This window comes from Paraburkholderia sp. RL17-380-BIE-A, from assembly GCF_046028085.1.
Taxonomy (GTDB): Bacteria; Pseudomonadota; Gammaproteobacteria; order Burkholderiales; family Burkholderiaceae; genus Paraburkholderia.
Map to the genome: position 1 here is coordinate 70,163 of NZ_JARESQ010000004.1, position 16,874 is coordinate 87,036.

Annotated in this window: 12 protein-coding genes and 1 pseudogene; 6 read left to right on the forward strand and 7 right to left on the reverse strand. The window is 62.9% G+C overall.

Annotated elements, in window-relative coordinates; all coding sequences use genetic code 11:
- The gene (gene nirD / locus P0D68_RS07790) at positions 1–354 is read right to left on the reverse strand and encodes a nitrite reductase small subunit NirD (RefSeq protein ID WP_091794244.1); all 354 of its coding nucleotides are present in this window, start codon (positions 352–354) and stop codon (positions 1–3) included.
- Positions 355–386: 32 nt separating this feature from the next.
- Positions 387–2,927, reverse strand: a complete 2,541-nt coding sequence (gene nirB, locus P0D68_RS07795) for a nitrite reductase large subunit NirB (protein ID WP_408303495.1) — start codon at positions 2,925–2,927, stop codon at positions 387–389.
- Positions 2,928–3,614: 687 nt separating this feature from the next.
- Here nirB and cobA point away from each other — a divergent pair.
- Together cobA and P0D68_RS07805 are read left to right on the forward strand one after the other, a co-directional pair.
- Entirely contained in the window at positions 3,615–4,430 is an 816-nt protein-coding gene (gene cobA, locus P0D68_RS07800; protein ID WP_408303496.1) for a uroporphyrinogen-III C-methyltransferase, read from the forward strand.
- A gap of 255 nt (positions 4,431–4,685) precedes the next feature.
- Positions 4,686–5,066 carry a response regulator gene (locus P0D68_RS07805; protein ID WP_408303497.1) on the forward strand — a complete coding sequence of 127 codons (381 nt, stop codon included), beginning with the start codon at positions 4,686–4,688 and terminating at the stop codon, positions 5,064–5,066.
- 157 nt (positions 5,067–5,223) lie between these two features.
- On the opposite strand, the gene P0D68_RS07810 is transcribed toward P0D68_RS07805, so the two are convergent.
- Positions 5,224–6,099 carry an MOSC domain-containing protein gene (locus tag P0D68_RS07810; RefSeq protein WP_408468239.1) on the reverse strand — a complete coding sequence of 292 codons (876 nt, stop codon included), beginning with the start codon at positions 6,097–6,099 and terminating at the stop codon, positions 5,224–5,226.
- A gap of 108 nt (positions 6,100–6,207) precedes the next feature.
- Between P0D68_RS07810 and P0D68_RS07815 the strand changes: the two are divergent.
- The 3 genes and pseudogenes from P0D68_RS07815 to P0D68_RS07825 all read left to right on the forward strand — a co-directional run.
- Positions 6,208–7,060 (forward strand): annotated as a pseudogene (locus P0D68_RS07815) (heterodisulfide reductase-related iron-sulfur binding cluster); the annotation flags it as partial.
- 19 nt (positions 7,061–7,079) lie between these two features.
- Entirely contained in the window at positions 7,080–7,484 is a 405-nt protein-coding gene (locus P0D68_RS07820; RefSeq protein ID WP_091794256.1) for a heme-binding protein, read from the forward strand.
- A 107-nt stretch (positions 7,485–7,591) separates the two neighbouring features.
- The gene (locus tag P0D68_RS07825; RefSeq protein WP_408468242.1) at positions 7,592–9,766 is read left to right on the forward strand and encodes a malate synthase G; all 2,175 of its coding nucleotides are present in this window, start codon (positions 7,592–7,594) and stop codon (positions 9,764–9,766) included.
- 213 nt (positions 9,767–9,979) lie between these two features.
- Here P0D68_RS07825 and galU read toward each other — a convergent pair whose 3' ends face one another.
- Together galU and P0D68_RS07835 are read right to left on the reverse strand one after the other, a co-directional pair.
- Positions 9,980–10,897 carry a UTP--glucose-1-phosphate uridylyltransferase GalU gene (gene galU, locus P0D68_RS07830; protein WP_408468313.1) on the reverse strand — a complete coding sequence of 306 codons (918 nt, stop codon included), beginning with the start codon at positions 10,895–10,897 and terminating at the stop codon, positions 9,980–9,982.
- A gap of 300 nt (positions 10,898–11,197) precedes the next feature.
- On the reverse strand, positions 11,198–11,341 hold the full coding sequence (locus P0D68_RS07835) for a hypothetical protein (protein WP_007181947.1): 144 nt from the start codon (positions 11,339–11,341) through the stop codon (positions 11,198–11,200).
- Between the two features lie 243 nt (positions 11,342–11,584).
- Between P0D68_RS07835 and P0D68_RS07840 the strand changes: the two genes are divergently transcribed.
- Entirely contained in the window at positions 11,585–12,796 is a 1,212-nt protein-coding gene (locus P0D68_RS07840) for an acyltransferase family protein (protein WP_408292739.1), read from the forward strand.
- 116 nt (positions 12,797–12,912) lie between these two features.
- On the opposite strand, the gene P0D68_RS07845 is transcribed toward P0D68_RS07840, so the two are convergent.
- Positions 12,913–15,369, reverse strand: a complete 2,457-nt coding sequence (locus P0D68_RS07845; RefSeq protein ID WP_408292741.1) for a glycosyltransferase family 4 protein — start codon at positions 15,367–15,369, stop codon at positions 12,913–12,915.
- A complete protein-coding gene (locus tag P0D68_RS07850) occupies positions 15,366–16,832 on the reverse strand; it encodes a flippase (RefSeq protein ID WP_091794267.1) in 1,467 nt (488 codons plus the stop codon). Before P0D68_RS07850 ends, P0D68_RS07845 begins: the two co-directional genes overlap by 4 nt.
- Between the last annotated feature and the right edge of the window lie 42 nt (positions 16,833–16,874).

Consider the following 16,874-nt stretch of genomic DNA (forward strand, 5'->3'; position numbering starts at 1 on the left):
TCAAACGGCGACCCACACCTGGCCGTTTTCGACTCGCGCGGCGAACGCGCCGACGGAATACGCTGGTGTTTCCAGGCACTCGCCGGTCCGCAGGTCGAAGTGATGCTTGTAGATCGGCGAAGCGACCACGATGCGCTCGCCGAGGCTGCCGATCAGCCCGCGCGACAGCACCGCCGCCTGCGAGCCGGGGTCGAAGTTGTCGATCGCGAACACGGTGGCGTCGGCGTCACCGTTGTCAACGTGAAAAACCGCGACCTGCTCGCCGTTGACGAGCGCGCAAACGCCCGTGTTGGGCACGATGTCGTCGAGCGGGCAAACCGGTGTCCAGGCGCGTGGCAGGCGATCGTTGTTCATGACGGAAGTCCTCGGTAAATGGTGCAAATCAATCAGACGGTTTCGACGACGACGGGAATCGCGGCGAGCTTCGCGTGGCGCTCGGCGGGCGTGGCCGGCCGGATCTGGCCGCGTTCCTCGACGAAAGCGACGTTGCTGTCGGATTCGCCGCTGTTGACGAAATGACGGAAGCGCTTGCGCGTTTCGGGATCGGTGACAGCCTTCTTCCATTCGCACTCGTAGGTGTCGACCACGTGCTGCATCTCCGACTCGAGTTCGTCCGCCACGCCAAGGCGATCGTTGACAACCACGTCGATCAGATACTCAAGGCCGCCTTCGAGGTTGTCGCGCCACACGCTGGTGCGTTGCAGACGGTCGGCGGTGCGCACGTAAAACATCAGGAAGCGGTCGATGTAGCGCACCAGCGTTTCTTTATCGAGGTCCGAAGCGAGCAGCTCGGCATGGCGCGGTTTCATGCCGCCGTTGCCGCACACGTAGAGATTCCAGCCCTTCTCGGTCGCGATGATGCCGACATCCTTGCCCTGTGCTTCCGCGCACTCGCGCGTGCAGCCCGACACGCCGAACTTGATCTTGTGCGGCGTGCGCAGGCCCTTGTAGCGGTTCTCGATCTCGACCGCGAGGCCCACCGAATCGCCTACGCCATAACGGCACCACGTCGAGCCGACGCACGACTTCACGGTGCGCAGCGACTTGCCGTAGGCGTGGCCCGATTCGAAACCGGCGGCGATCAGCTCTTCCCAGATGAGCGGCAATTGTTCGACGCGCGCGCCGAACAGATCGACGCGCTGACCGCCGGTGATCTTCGTATAGAGGCCGTATTTCTTCGCCACCTGCCCGACCGCGATCAAACCGTCGGGGGTCACTTCGCCGCCGGCCATGCGCGGCACGACCGAATACGTGCCGTCGCGTTGAATGTTGGCGAGGTAGTAGTCGTTGGTGTCCTGCAACGACGCATGCTCCTTCTTCAGCACGAACTCGTTCCAGCACGACGCGAGAACGCTCGCCACCACCGGCTTGCAGATATCGCAGCCGAGACCATGACCGTGCTTCGCGAGCAGTTCGCCGAAGCTGCGCACGCCTTCCACCCGCACGATGTGATACAGCTCCTGGCGCGAATACGGAAAGTGTTCACAGACGTGATTGTTGACCGCGAGACCCTGCTTCTTCATCTCGGCTTTCATCACCTGCGTGACGAGCGGCACGCAGCCACCGCACGACGTGCCGGCGCTGGTGGCGCATTTGAGTGCGCCGATGTCCGTCGCGCCCGCGCAGACCGCGGCGCATAGCTCGCCCTTCGAGACGTTGTTGCACGAGCAGATCTGCGCGCCCGCGGGCAACGCCTCCACGCCGAGCGCGGGCTTCGCGTTGCCGTCCGCCTGCGGCAGGATCAGGAATTCGGGCGACGCCGGCAGCTCGATGCGGTTCAACATCATCTGCAGCAGCGTGCCGTATTCGCCGGCGTCGCCCACCATCACGCCGCCCAGCAGGTATTTGCCGCACTCCGACACCACCAGCTTCTTGTAGACCTGCTTGCGTTCGTCGCTGAACTGGTAGGCGCGGCTGCCCGGCGTATTGCCGTGCGCGTCGCCGATGCTCGCCACGTCCACGCCCATCAGCTTGAGCTTGGTGCTCATGTCGGCGCCGACGAATTCGGCCGTGCCACCGTGCAATTGCTTCGCCACCGCGCGGGCCATTTCATAACCCGGCGCCACGAGGCCGAACAACTGGCCGTTCCATAGCGCGCATTCGCCGATCGCATAGATGTGCGGATCGCTCGTGCGGCAGGCGTCATCGATCACGATACCGCCGCGCGGGCCGAGTGTCAGACCGCTCTCGCGCGCCAGATCGTCACGCGGACGAATGCCCGCCGAGAACACGATCATGTCGGTGTCGAGGTGGCTGCCGTCCGCGAATTGCATGCGGTGCGTGCCCGCTTCGCCGTCCACGATCGCCGTGGTGTTCTTTTGCGTGTGCACCGTCACGCCCAGTTCCTCGATCTTGGTGCGCAGCACGCGGCCGCCGCCGTCGTCCACCTGCACGGCCATCAGACGCGGCGCGAACTCGACCACGTGCGTTTGCAGGCCCATGTCGCGCAGCGCCTTTGCACATTCGAGACCGAGCAGTCCGCCGCCGACCACCGTGCCCGTCTTCGAGCGTGCACCGCATTCGCGCATCGCTTCCAAATCGTCGATAGTTCGGTACACGAAGCAATCCGCGCGTTCACGGCCCTGCACGGGCGGCACGAACGGATAGGAACCGGTGGCGAACACGAGCTTGTCATAAGGCAGCGTTTCGCCCGTCGATACCTTCACGGTGCGCGCGTCACGATCGATCGCCACGGCCTTTGCGTTTAACTTGAGCAACACGTTTTGCCGCTCGAAGAAACCCGGCTCGACCAGCGACAGGTCGTCCGCCGACTTGCCCGAGAAGAACTCGGACAGGTGCACGCGGTCGTAGGCCGGCCGCGATTCTTCGCTCAGCACCGTGATGTCGAGGCCATGCGCGGCGTCTTGTGCAAGGCACTCGACCAGTTTGTGGCCGACCATCCCGTGACCGATAACGATGATTTTCATGACCGCGGTTTCCTCAATGTGCTGGTTGCGAGCGCCGTCGGGCGGCAGGTGGCGAAAGCGATTCCGGAAATAAAAACGGCGTCCCGCGAACCCAGTCGATGACTGAGTTCGGGGGACGCCGTTGTCCTGACCTGTGCTGCGGCGAGTACTTTGTGTTGCACTCGCAACGGATCCACGTTGATCCGATGGCAAGCCTTAATGCAAGGCCTGTGCCAATTGCACCGAACCGCCTGAAAGACGCCGTGGCTCGGGGCTTCGAGGCAAATGGCACGCGCGTGCGGCGAACCCGGCGCGCGACACGTTTCGATGCAGCGAAGCACACGCATGGTGCGACGCAGCACTGTCTACGTGCGCAATCGGGGCACGCATGCGGTGCGTCACCGTCGGTTTTTTTGGGGGGAAGGCGAGACACGGCAAGGCATTGAACGCACCGTCGCGACGTATGGCGTGATCTTTGCGTAAGAGTGAACAGGTCGACGTGGCAACGCAGCCACCATGACCTGCAGTACGAACGAATACCGGACGGGCACAACGCTGTGATTCGTCCCACTCGAAGTCGAATACCGATACACCAGGCAGCAAACGGACAACGGCGTCCCCTCGTGACCATCACGAGCGGATGCCGTTTTTTATTTGGCTCCGGCAATTCAACTGCCGTTAGCCGACCCACAAGCGAAGGACACCGCGATGAACACGAACACCGGAAAGGTCACCTTATTGAGCGCAGGCCCGGGCGACCTCGATCTGCTCACGCTGAAAGCCGCAAAAGCGTTGGCGGCGGCCGACGTCGTGTTGCTGGACGACCTCGCGAATCCGGAGATCGTGACGCTGGCGCCGCAGGCGCGGGTGATTCGCGTCGGCAAGCGCGGCGGCTGCCGCTCCACGCCGCAAGCGTTTATCGAACGCCTGATGCGGCGCTACGCGCTCAAGGGCTTGCATGTGGTGCGGGTCAAGGGCGGCGAAGCGCTGCTATTCGGCCGGGCCGGTGAAGAACTTGCGGCACTGCGCGACGCCGACATTTCGGTCGAGATCGTCAACGGCATTTCGTCGGGATTCGCGGCCGCCGCGGGACTGGGCATTTCGCTCACGCATCGCCGCCACTGCCACGGCGTTACTTTTGTTACCGCGCATACGGAGGATCACGGCGAGCCGGACTGGGCCGCATTGGCGGCGACCCGCACCACGTTAGCCATCTATATGGGGATGCGGCGCATCGAGAGTATTGCGACCGCGTTGCTCGCGAGCCTGCCGGCCGACACCCCGGCAGCCGTCGTTCAGTGGGCGGGGGGCAGCAACGAGCGGCGCCTCGTGAGCCGTCTCGATCGCCTCGCCGTCGATGCGACAAGCGCGAGTTTCGGTAGTCCGGCGGTGATTCTGGTGGGCAGCGCGATCGGCGAGAGCGTCGAGTGCGCGCGGGCTGCGGACCAGGCACGGCGCGATGAAACAGTGGCCATGCAGATCGACAAGCTGATCGGGCGAGAGTTCGTTGCACAGGCGGCGTAAAAGCGCTCAGGCGCAGAGATTACCGAAATAACTGCGGTCGGAAAGAATGCTCAGTACGGCAATATGGCTGCGCAGGTTGTAGATTCGCGCCGGGCGACCTTCGCTATAAAACGCGGTTCTGTGAAAACTGTCTCTATGCGGCCTGAAAACAGACTCTCCTGAAGATGAATTCTCTCAGGACTTCAAATTGCTCACTAACAAGAATGGACGGAAAGGAATAGACGGACACACAGAACACACACTGGGGAAAATCGGATGGGCCATCAACGAGCCACACGCCTTCTGATCGCAGACGACGACGCGAATCTGCTGGCCGCTTACGTACTCTTTTTCAGCGCACATGGTTTCGACATCAGGACCGCGCGCAACGGCCTCGACGCGCTGGCGCAATACTGCGCCTGGCATCCGGAGGCCGCGTTGCTGGACGTCGAAATGCCGCGCCTTGACGGGCGCGCGGTCGCGCGGCGAATCCGCTACGTGGGCGACGTGCCCGCGCCCATGCTGGTGGCGGTTACCGGGCTTGAGCGCGACGAGGAAAAGAGCGAGTCGCTGCGCTCGGGCTTCAATCATCACTTCGTCAAACCGGTGCCCATGCCGGTCATTCTTGCCGCGCTGAACGGGCGGATCCGCCATTAAGACCGAGACCGGCGGCTTGCGCCTCGTTGCGCCGGCAGCGTTGCGCTGGACATTTTGACCGGCCTCTTCCCGCGTTTGCCGATGTTGCCGATGTTGCCGATGTTGCCGATGTTGCCGATGTTGCCGACCTGGCCGACGTACTGGCCACCCACCGCCGTCAGTCGCCGAAACCCAGTTCCGCCTCCACCGACTGCCCCACGCGCAGCCACTGCCCAGCCCCGCGTGCGACAAGTGCATTGTTGCCGAACGTAATCGCCCCGTTTCGCTGCGGATTCGCGCGATAGACACTCATCGTGTCGGTCGGCTCGTTCGGCCAGTCCGGATCGGGCGCGCCTTTGGCCTGGTCGATGGTGGGCATCGGACAGCGCGAGCACGGCTTCACCAGTTGCAATTGCACGTTCTCACCCGCCTCCCCGTCGATGCTCAGCGTCTCCACGTAATCCTCTTCGTACGCGTCGAGCCCCGTCAGCACGACATTGGGGCGGAACCGGTTGATCGGAATCGCCGGTGCGCCCTTGCCGCTCAGCCGCGTGTTCAGATCGTCGAGCGACGCCTGACCAATCACCAGCAGCGGAAAACCATCGGCAAAGTGCGTGGTTGCGCCGCCCACGCTATCCGTATAGTCCGGATCGACAATGCGCTCCCGCTTGGGATCGAAGCGCAGCAGCCGTGCGGGCATACCAAGAAACGTCGAGAACCATGCCGCGCTTGCCGCGCCGGTGTCGAGTCCATAAGCGGCATCGCGCCAGACCTGCGTTTGCACTGCGCTCGGCGCTTCGAGCCGCGCGCTGTCCAGCGGCGTGCGCAATTCGCTCATGCCCGGCGCGCGAATCACGAGATCTTCGGCGCCGATTTCGGCCTGGATCAGCGCCATGCGCGGATACGCGCGCTGCGTGAGCATGGCGCCGGCCGGGTCGGTGACCATCCAGCAGCGGTCGTATTCGAGGCCGGTGGCGAACAGACGCGCCTCATGCAACGCAATGCCCGCGCAGGATTTGATCGGATAGACAAAAAGCTCGCTGATGGTCGCCATGGAGTGGGGGGCACGTGGGGAGCGTGCGAATTGTTGTGTTTAAGTCGCGATTGTAAAGCCCTCTACTCCCATCCTTCCAGCCGTAATGTCGCCCGCACGAGCCGCTGCTCTTCCTGTTCAATCTATCAACTGCTCGGCAACGAACTCGACGGCCCGCGCGGGCGCATCTATCTGATCAAGCAGATGCTGGAGGAAGAGCCGGTCACGCAGAAAACCCAATTGCACCTCGACCGGTGCCTGAGCTGCCGCAATTGTGAAACCACCTGCCCGTCCGGCGTCACCTATCACGCGCTGCTCGATATCGGCCGTGCCGAGCTGGAGCGGCGCATCGAGCGGCCCTTGTCGGAACGCTTGCTGCGCGAGGGTTTGCGCCGCGCGGATCCCGCATTCGGCGGTATTCGGCGCGCTGCTGAAGACCGGCCGCGCGATGCGGCCGTTTCTTCCGGCCGCGCTTGGACGTAAAATCGCGAGGCAAAGCGTTCGGCCAAATGCTGGGACAAACCCAAGGCCGGCGCCGCCGCATCCGCGCACAATGCTGATGCTGGAGGGCTGCGTGCAACCCGCGCTGTCACCGAACACCAACGCGGCCGCTCGGTCAGCTGCAAGCAAGCTTGCCAGGGCAGACTCAGCAAAGAAACGCGTTTCACTGCCCCTGCACGTTGCAGCATGCGCAGAAGCCGGGCGGCGCGGTCGAGTCGATCCTGCAACAACTCGGCTTCGATCTCACCGCCGTGCCCGACGCCTATCTGTGTTGCGGCTCGACAGGCACGTATTCGATTACCCAGCCCGAGCTTGCGCAAAGGTTACGCAAAGGTTAGGCAAAAACCGGCTCGACGCGCTGGAAAGCGGCAAGCCGGAGATGATCGTCACGGCCAATATAGGCTGCCAGATGCATCTGGACGGCGCCGGGCGCACTCCGGTGCGCCACTGGATAGAACTTGTAGAAGCATCCTTACCATAAACGAACCAGGAAATTCATTATGCTGAGCAAACCTGTGCTGACCCTTGCCGAAACGACCCGCATTCTCGAAGCCGCCCGCGCGGAAGCCGAGCAGAACAAGTGGGCCGTCGCCATCGTGGTGGTCGACGACGGCGGCCATCCGCTCGGAATGCTGCGCCTCGACGGCAGCGCGCCGGCCAGCTCGTATATCGCGACCGAAAAGGCCCGCACTTCGGCGATCGGACGGCGTGAAACCAAGGTATATGAAGACATGATCAACAACGGCCGCACCGCATTCCTGAGCGCGCCGCTGCAAGGCACGCTGGAAGGCGGCGTGCCGGTGATCGTCGACGGCCAGGTGGTCGGCGCGGTCGGCGTGTCCGGCGTCAAGTCGGATCAGGACGCGCAGATCGCCAAGGCCGGGATTCAGGCTATCGCCGCTTGAATTCGCCTGCCGCTCGAAGCGGCGGCGATCACCAAAAGAAGCTAAACCGTTGCACAACGCGGGCCGATGCCCCCTCATCGGCCCCATTCAGATAGATGGAGCAGTCGATGACTCAGATGAACCCGCGCGGCGGACTGCAAGTCGCCGCCAATCTCGACCAGTTCGTCGAAACCGAAGCCCTGCCCGGCACCGGAATCGACAGCGCTGAATTCTGGTCGGGCTTCGACGCCCTCGTGCATGAGCTGGCGCCCAAAAACCGTGCGTTGCTCGCCGAGCGCGACCGCTTGCAAACCGAGCTGGACAACTGGCATCGCGCCAATCCGGGTCCGGTGCGCGATCTGCGTGCGTACCGCGCGTTTCTGGAGGGCATTGGCTATATCGTGCCCGTGCCTGCCAGCGTCAAAGCCACGACCGACCACGTGGACACCGAAATCGCCGAACAGGCCGGCCCGCAACTGGTGGTGCCGCTCTCGAACCAGCGCTATGCGCTGAACGCGGCGAACGCGCGCTGGGGCAGCCTGTACGACGCGCTGTACGGCACCGACGCAATCCCCGAGAGCAACGGCGCCGACAAGCAGAAGGGCTTCAACCCGGTGCGCGGCGCTGCGGTGATCGCCTATGCGCGCAAGTTTCTCGATCAGGCCGCACCGCTCGCGAACGGCTCGCATGCCGACGCGACCCACTATGGCGTGGAAGGCGGCAAGCTGATCGTCACGCTGAAGAACGGCAAGAGTGAGCTGAAGACGCCGGCGCAATTCATCGGCTATCAGGGTGAAGAAAGCGCGCCGTCCGCGGTGCTGCTCAAGCACAACGGCCTGCACTTCGAAATCCAGATCGATGCGAACGACTCGATCGGCAAGACCGATTCGGCGCATGTGAAAGACGTGGTGGTCGAAGCGGCGGTGAGCACGATCATCGACTGTGAAGACTCGGTCGCGGCCGTGGATGCGGACGACAAGGTCCAGCTCTACCGCAACTGGCTCGGCCTGATGAACGGCGATCTCGCCGAAGAGGTCACGAAAAACGGCAAGACCTTCACGCGCCGGCTGAACGCCGACCGCGTCTACACCGCCGCGAATGGCACGGCGCCGGTCGTGCTGCATGGCCGCTCGCTGCTGTTCATCCGCAACGTCGGTCATTTGATGACCAATCCGGCAGTGCTGACGAAAGACGGCCACGAGATTCCGGAAGGCATTCTCGACGCCGTGATCACCACGCTGTGCGCGTTGCACGACCGCAAGCACAAGCTGAATTCGCGCACCGGCTCGATCTATATCGTCAAGCCGAAGATGCACGGCCCGGCCGAAGTCGCCTTCGCGAGCGAGTTGTTCGCGCGCGTGGAAGACCTGCTGAAGCTGCCGCGCAACACGATCAAGATGGGCATCATGGACGAGGAGCGCCGCACCAGCGTGAACCTGCTCGCCTGTATCGCCGAAGCGTCGGAGCGTGTCGCGTTCATCAACACGGGTTTCCTCGACCGTACCGGCGACGAGATGCACACGGCCATGGAAGCCGGTCCGATGCTGCGCAAGGGCGACATGAAGTCGAGCGCCTGGATCGCCGCTTACGAACGCAGCAACGTGCTGGTCGGTTTGAGCGCGGGCCTGCGCGGCCGCTCGCAGATCGGCAAGGGCATGTGGGCGATGCCTGATCTGATGCACGCCATGCTCGAACAGAAAATCGCGCATCCGAAGGCCGGCGCGAACACCGCATGGGTGCCCTCGCCGACCGCCGCGACACTGCACGCGTTGCATTACCACCAGATCGACGTGCAGGCGGTGCAGCAGGAACTGGAACGCACGGATTACGCGAAGGTGCGCGACGAACTGCTCGACGGCTTGCTGACGATTCCGGTCGTGGCCGAAGCAAAGTGGAGCGACGACGAGATCCGCAGCGAGATCGACAACAACGCACAGGGCATTCTCGGCTACGTGGTGCGCTGGATCGATCAGGGCGTGGGCTGCTCGAAGGTGCCGGACATTCACAACGTCGGCCTGATGGAAGACCGTGCCACGCTGCGCATTTCCAGCCAGCATATCGCCAACTGGCTGTATCACGGCGTGGTGAAACGCGAACTGGTTGAGGAGACGTTCAAGCGCATGGCGAAGGTGGTCGACGAGCAGAACGCGGGCGACCCGCACTACAAGCCGATGGCGCCGGGCTTCGACACGATCGCTTTCAAGGCCGCGCAAGCGCTGGTGTTCGAAGGGCGCCAGCAGCCGAGCGGCTACACGGAACCGTTGCTGCACAAGTTCCGGCTGGAAGTGAAGAAAGAAGCCTGAGGACTGGCTTGCCGGGCCGCGCGTGAAGCGTGGGCCGGCTGAAAGAAAGACGGGCGCCGCGTGGTTAGCGGCGCCCGTTTTAATGTGCGCGGTACTGCTGCGCGTTGCTTCTGCGTGATGAGTTTCGCGGGAGTTTCGCGAGCGCATGGCGCTCTCGAACGAGCGCGGCGCGCATCAGCCGCCTGCGCTAGCCACGGCGGCCTTCAAAGTGGATCAAGCCGCTTCCGCCGTATATTGCGCCGGCACGCCTTCCTGCATATTGGTCTGCATATACGCCTGCAAATAAGCCTCGAATTCCGCCTTCACTTCCGGATGACGCAGCGCGAATTCCACCGTCGCTTTCAGATACCCAAGCTTGCTGCCGCAATCAAAACGCGTGCCGAAATAGCGATAAGCCAGCACCTGCTCTTCGGTCAGCAGCGATTGCACTGCATCGGTCAATTGCAGCTCACCGCCCGCACCCGGCTTCAACGCGCGAATATGCTTGAAGATGGTGGGCATCAGCACATAACGGCCCACCACGCCGAGATTCGACGGCGCGTTGTCCGGCGCCGGCTTCTCGACGATGCCCGACAGCTTGATCACGTTGTCTTCCCACTCGCGGCCATCCACCACGCCGTACGAGCGGCTGTCTTCACGCGCGATGGTTTCGACACCGATCACCGAGCTGTGGTAGTGATTGAAGGTATCGACCAGCTGGCTCATCACCGGCTTCGAGCTGTGCAGCAGGTCGTCCGCCAGAATCACCGCGAACGGGCTGTCGCCCACCAGTTTTTCGGCGCACAGCACCGCGTGGCCAAGACCGAGCGCTTCGGCCTGACGCACATAGAAACAGTCGACATTGGCCGGCTTGATGCTGCGCACCAGGTCGAGCAGTTTCTGCTTGTTACGCGCCTCGAGTTCAGCCTCGATCTCGTAGGACTTGTCGAAATGATCTTCGATGGCGCGCTTGCTGCGGCCCGTCACGAAGATCATCTCGGTGATGCCGGCGGCAATCGCTTCTTCGACCGCGTATTGAATCAGCGGCTTGTCGACGATCGGCAGCATTTCCTTAGGACTTGCCTTGGTAGCCGGCAGGAATCGTGTCCCGAGGCCCGCTACGGGAAACACGGCTTTGGTGACTTTCAGCATGGTAGGCATTCCCACATCGGTTAGAAATTAGTGTGTTCGCGGGCCAGGCGGCCAATCGATTTCGCCGGAAAGGCTAGCAAAAAATGACGTCAGTGCCCACGTGAAATTTCCTCAATCAGAATAAATAAAACCATTCAATTTCGATATGCAACATGGCGATAAGCAACAATTACATATCGAAAATGGATTTATTTTTCGCAGATTCAGAAATTTCTACATATCCTGACAACTGGCCTACGGATGCGTGAGGCGCGCCGGCATACGGGCCGTTCGCGCCCGCCAGACGCCTCGCGAGCAGCGTTATTCGTTGTCGTCGAGCTGGGGCAGCTTGCCCGGATTCATGCGAAAACGGCGGATCGGCTCGTTGCGCAGCGCCTCCCGATAGGCGGAGGCGGCGACAAGGATCAGCAGCACGGCAATGCCGGCGAGTAAATGCAGGTTCATGACTTCACCTCGGGTCAAGAGAATCCGTCACTCAAATTAGCACGACAAAAGCGGTAAATAATTCGCCGCTACATCCGGATATATGCAATTACAATTCGTCACAAAATTGCCGTCTAATTCAATTCAGCACGCAATTTTTTTATCGATTTTTTGCCTGCGCCGTGCACTAGCATGTCATGCACCGTGGACGCGTACGTCGTCCGCGCGAACCCGCTTTTTCCTCCGTCAGAATAAGGACCGCGCATGAGCGACTCTGCACTGGATGCCGCCGGCTCATCCCTGCCCCTCTCCCCGCCCCGCACGACCGCCGCGTCGCGCGCGCACAGCGAAGCACGCGCGAACAGCGCCGGCAAGGAGCATGTCATCGACGCCATGCGGGGCTTCGCCGCCTTGCTGGTGGCCTATTTTCATTGCCGCCAGGTCGAATGGGTGGGCATGCAGGCGTTTCACCAGAGCGTGGGCCACGCCTTCAGCCTGAATGCGATCGCCGCGTATCTGACCTTCCCGATTGCGTGGGGCTCGGCGGGGGTGCCGATTTTCTTCGTGATCAGCGGCTATTGCATTCACCGCGGCGGCGCGCTGCGGCTCGCCGGCAATCCCGACTACCGGCTCGATACGGGCAATTTCTGGGTGCGCCGCTTTGCGCGCATTTATCCCGTGCTGCTCGCGGCGCTCGTGCTGACCTTCGCGCTCGACTGGTTCAGCCTGCAATTGCCGCCCGTCAATCACAAGATCCGCGAGATCGGCCTGCAGGCCTTCCTCGTCAACCTGTTCTCGCTGCAGGGCGTGGCCGGTCACACATTCGGCTCGAACGGCGCGCTCTGGACGCTATCGCTCGAAGTGCAGTTCTACGCGATCTATCCGCTGCTGTTCGCGCTGCGCCGGCGCATCGGCATGACCTGCGTGCTGGCGATCGTCGCGGTGATCAACGTGGTGTCCGCCTACATGCTGGAGCGTCACGACATTCAGTTCTTCACGTCCTATTGGTTTTCATGGACGCTCGGCGCGTGGATCGCCGACACCCGCGCGCGCAGCGCGCCGCACGCCCGCTCGCCGGTGTGGCTCTACGCGCTCGCCGCCGGTTTCGTCGCGCTCGGTTGCGCGGCGTTCCATTTCGGTCAGTACGGTGCATTCCAGTTGTGGGCGATCGGCTTCGCGTTCTACCTGTACAAGGCGCTCGACCGCGGCAACGCGGACCGCAGCCCCGGAGCCGGCATGCGCCTGCTATCGCGGTTCGGCGATTTCAGCTTCTCGCTGTATCTGATCCATCTGCCGATCTTCGTACTGCTGTCGTCGCTGCTGTTCCGCTCGTCGCTGCAAATGTCGATCTGGCCGTCGTTCGCCTACATGCTGGTGGCTGTGCCCGCCGCATACGTGTTCTACCGGCTGGTCGAGCTGCCGGCCATGAAGTGGTCGGCCAGTTTCAAGCCGAAAGCGGCGCTAAAACAGGGCTGAACGAGAGCAACCAGCCCGCGCGATAAAAAAAACGGAGCGAACGTCCTTGGACTTTCGCTCCGCTGCGCAAACGGCAGGGACTGGCCGAGCCCCTGCCTACCCCGCGTTGAACTTGCTTAAGCCGTTCTGGAGGCCGCCACGCGCTTCAGGATCTGCTCGACGCCTTCCACATAGGTTGCGGTGCCGAACCGGCCCAGCGCCGTCTGATATCCGTTCCGAACCAGCCTGTTACGCAGTTCGTCGTTCGAGCGCAATTCGGCGAGCGTGTCGGCGAGGCCGTGCGCATCCCCCGGCGTGCACAGCACGCCGTTCTCGTAGTCGTCGATGATCTCCAGCACGCCGCCCGCGCGCGCGGCCACCACCGGCCGCTGCGCCAGCATCCCTTCGACGATCACGCGGCCGAACGGCTCCGGCGTGATCGACGTGTGGACCACCGCGTCGACCGCGCACATGCAAGCCGCGATGTCGTGCTGGAAGCCGAGAAAATGCACGCGCTCGCCGAGGTTGTGCGCGGCGACGAACGCGTGCAATTCAATCTCGTACTGATCCTCGCCGAACAACGGCGCACCCACCAGCACCGCATGCATCTGCGGATTGAGGACCATCGCTTCGAGCAGCACGTGCTGTCCTTTCCAGCGCGCGAGACGGCTGAACGAGCCGACCAGAAACGCGTCCTGCGGCAAGCCGAGGCGCTGGCGCAGCGCCGCTTGCGGCACCGTGCGCAACGCGTCGAACGGCGCGGCGGAAATGCCGTTGAACACCACGTCGATGCGTTTTTCGTCGAACTGCGTGAGCTCGGCGAACGCGCGCGCCGAGGCGGCCGAATTGGCGATCACATGGGTGAGGCCAAGACGCGCGCACCATTTGATGATCGCCAGTTGCTTGCCGCCGAAATGCTCGGGGCTCACGATATCGCGCAGATGCCAGACCACCGGGCGCCGCGCCAGTTTGCCGGCGAGCGCGCCGATCACCATGGCGCGCTGGGTGTTCGCGTAGATCACGTCGGACTTGCGCGCGCGTTTGGCCGTGGCGCGTACGAGCGACATCAGGCCCTTGAGCGCTTGCCCCTTCGGCAATGAACCGCCCTGCTTGCGCACATGGCGCAGCGCGCCCGCATCGAGCACCTCGACCGCTACGCCGGCTTTGGCCAGCGCGGTGCGGAACGGGCCGTCGTCGAACAGCACGACTTCGATGCGCGAGCGCAATGCCTTGACGATCTCCAGCAACGACAACTCAGCGCCGCCGAGCACGCCGCTTTGATCGACGGCCAGAATGCGCGGCCCGTTGGCTGCGGTCTCAGCCTTATACGGCACGTAGGGCGGCAGTGTTGCCGTGCGCAGCGCGGGCACCGACGCGCGCACATGCGCGAAGAAACGCTCGCGGAAATGCGCGGCCGAAAACTGCTCGGCGTTCGCGCGGCAATCCAGTGGCGAAAAACGCTTCACGTGGTCGTCGAAACGTTCGACCGCGGCGATGATCGACTCGGCATTCTGTTCGTCGAAAAACATGCCGGTGGGCCGTGACTCGGACAGATCGCGCACGGTTTCGAGCGCACCGCCCTTGCCGTAAGCGATCACCGGCGTGCCGCAAGCTTGCGCCTCGACCACCGAAATGCCGAAGTCTTCTTCCGCGGCGAACACGAAAGCCTTCGCGCGGCTCATCCGGTCCTTGAGGACCTTGAACGGCTGGTAGCCCATGATCTCGACGTTGGGCCCCGCTTTCGCGCGGATCTTCTGCATGTCGGGACCGTCGCCGATCACGACGAGCTTGCGCTGCGGCATGCGCGCGAACGCTTCGACGATCAGATCGATCTTCTTGTACGGCACCATCCGCGAAGCGGTCAGATAAAAGTCGTCCTTGTCCGCGCACAGCGTGAATGCTTCGACATCGACCGGCGGAAAAATCACTCGCGCGTCACGCTGATAGACCTTCTTGATACGCCGCGCGATGAAGTCGGAATTGGCCACGAAGCCATCCACCGAATTCGAAGTGCGGATATCCCAGTTGCGGATGTAATGCAGAATCAGCCGCGCCATGGCCGACTTCAGGCCGGCGGTGAGCCTCGACTGCTTGAGGTACTGATGCTGCAAATCCCACGCGTAGCGGATCGGCGAATGCACGTAGCTGATATGCACCTGATCGGGTCCGGTCAGAATGCCCTTGGCGACCGCGTGGCTGCTCGAAATCACCACGTCGTAGGCGGACACGTCGAGTTGCTCGATCGCGAGCGGCATCAGCGGCAGATACGAGCGGTACTTGGTGCGCGCGAGCGGCAGCTTCTGGATGAACGACGTGGTGACGGTTTTGCCGCGCAGAAAGCTGCGGTCGTCGAGAAAATCGACGAGGCTGAACAGGTCCGCGTCCGGAAAGCACGCAACGATCTGTTCGAGCACCTTCTCGGCCCCCGCATACGTGACGAGCCAGTCATGCACGATCGCAACGCGCACCGTTTTATCGCCACGGAATGCGGCGCGGCGCGGCGGCGCCTGAACACCGGGAACGGTGGTGAGTTCGGCCAGTGCGCTGCGCGTCGCGGGTTGCAGCACGGCTTCTTCAAGGACTTCGTGGTTCATGCGCTTTTCCTCGGATTCAGTCGCAACAGCAGTGAACGCGCAAGATCGCGCAAGGCAGGGGTCATCGTGATCGACCAGGCGACATTCGCGCCGACCATCAATACGCCGGCGACAATCGCCGCCGCGAGACCCGGCAGGAAGCTGGCAAGCCACAGGCTCGCCAGCAGGAAAGCAAGGTGGGCGAGCATGTCGAGCGCGATCTGCCGCGCGTGAATCGCCGACAGGCGCAGCAGCACCGCGTAGTCGAACAGCGCCCGGCCGGCCACGGCCACTGCCGCGCCCGTCAGACCGAAATGGGTGATGCCGAACCACAACGCGCCTGCAAACAGGGGCAATTCGAACAGACCGACGCGCGCGGCGGTGGCCGGATTGACCTGTGACTGGATCAGAATCCGCGTCACATTGGCCTGCCCGACGAGCCACACGGCAACGATCATGATGCGGCCCACGGGCGCCGCCACGGTGGCGATTTCATTGCCCACCCACAGATGCAGGAAAGGTTCGAGCACCAGCATCGCGACCAGCGCGACGGGCGTGAACACACCGTTGAGAAACTCCAGCGACTGCCGGGTGATGGTGTCGGCGTCGGCACGTCCGACTGCGGAAAGCCGCGGAAACAGCGTGCGCACCAGCGCCGTCGGCACGATGTTCAGGCGCGTGACGAGGTTTTGCGGCACCGTGTAATACGTAACGAAACGCGCGCCGAGGCTCGTGCCGAGCATGACCCGGTCGAGTGAGTCGGCGATCATGGTGGTGACGCTCGCAATCAGCATCCAGCCGCCGAAATTGAACAGCCCTTTCGCCACGCCGAATTGCGGCGGCAGAACGCGGCGAATCTCCAGCACTTTCAGCGCGGAACGGCCCAGCAGAAGCGCGGCCAGGATCCGCGCGAACACCGCGGCGGCGAGCACGTTCTGCAAGGTCGCGCCCATCCACAGTGCGGCGCCGAGCGGCAGCAACTGGAACAGGAACGTGCCGATGGTCTGATTGGTGTTGTAGACGCCGAAGCGTTCCGCGCCGTTGATCGCACCCGCGAACACCCACGACACGTTGGCAATCGGAATCGCCACCGCGAGCCACGGCAGCGCCATATACACCTCGTGCTGCAACTCGGGCGATACCTTGGTGAAATACGCGGTGTAGAGAAACGCGCCGAAGTAGATGATCAATCCACCTATCACGCCGGTCGCGAGATTGAGCCATGTCGCGCTCCAGAACACGCGTGCGCTCTCTTCCTTGTCGCCGGATGCGCGTGCCTTCGAGATGTGATTCTGCGCGGCCATGCTCATGCCGAGATCGAGAATCCCGAAGTAGCCGATCAGCGTCCACACGAGACTGATCACGCCGTAGCGCTCGACGCCGAGCAGCTTGATATACGACGGCACGGTCACGAGCGAGACGAAAGTCGGCAGCACCAATCCGAAGAAATTGATCGCTACGTTCTTGAGAATGCCTTTGTCCATCGGATGCCTTGGGGTTGACTACGTTTGCCTGCGTGCTGCCTG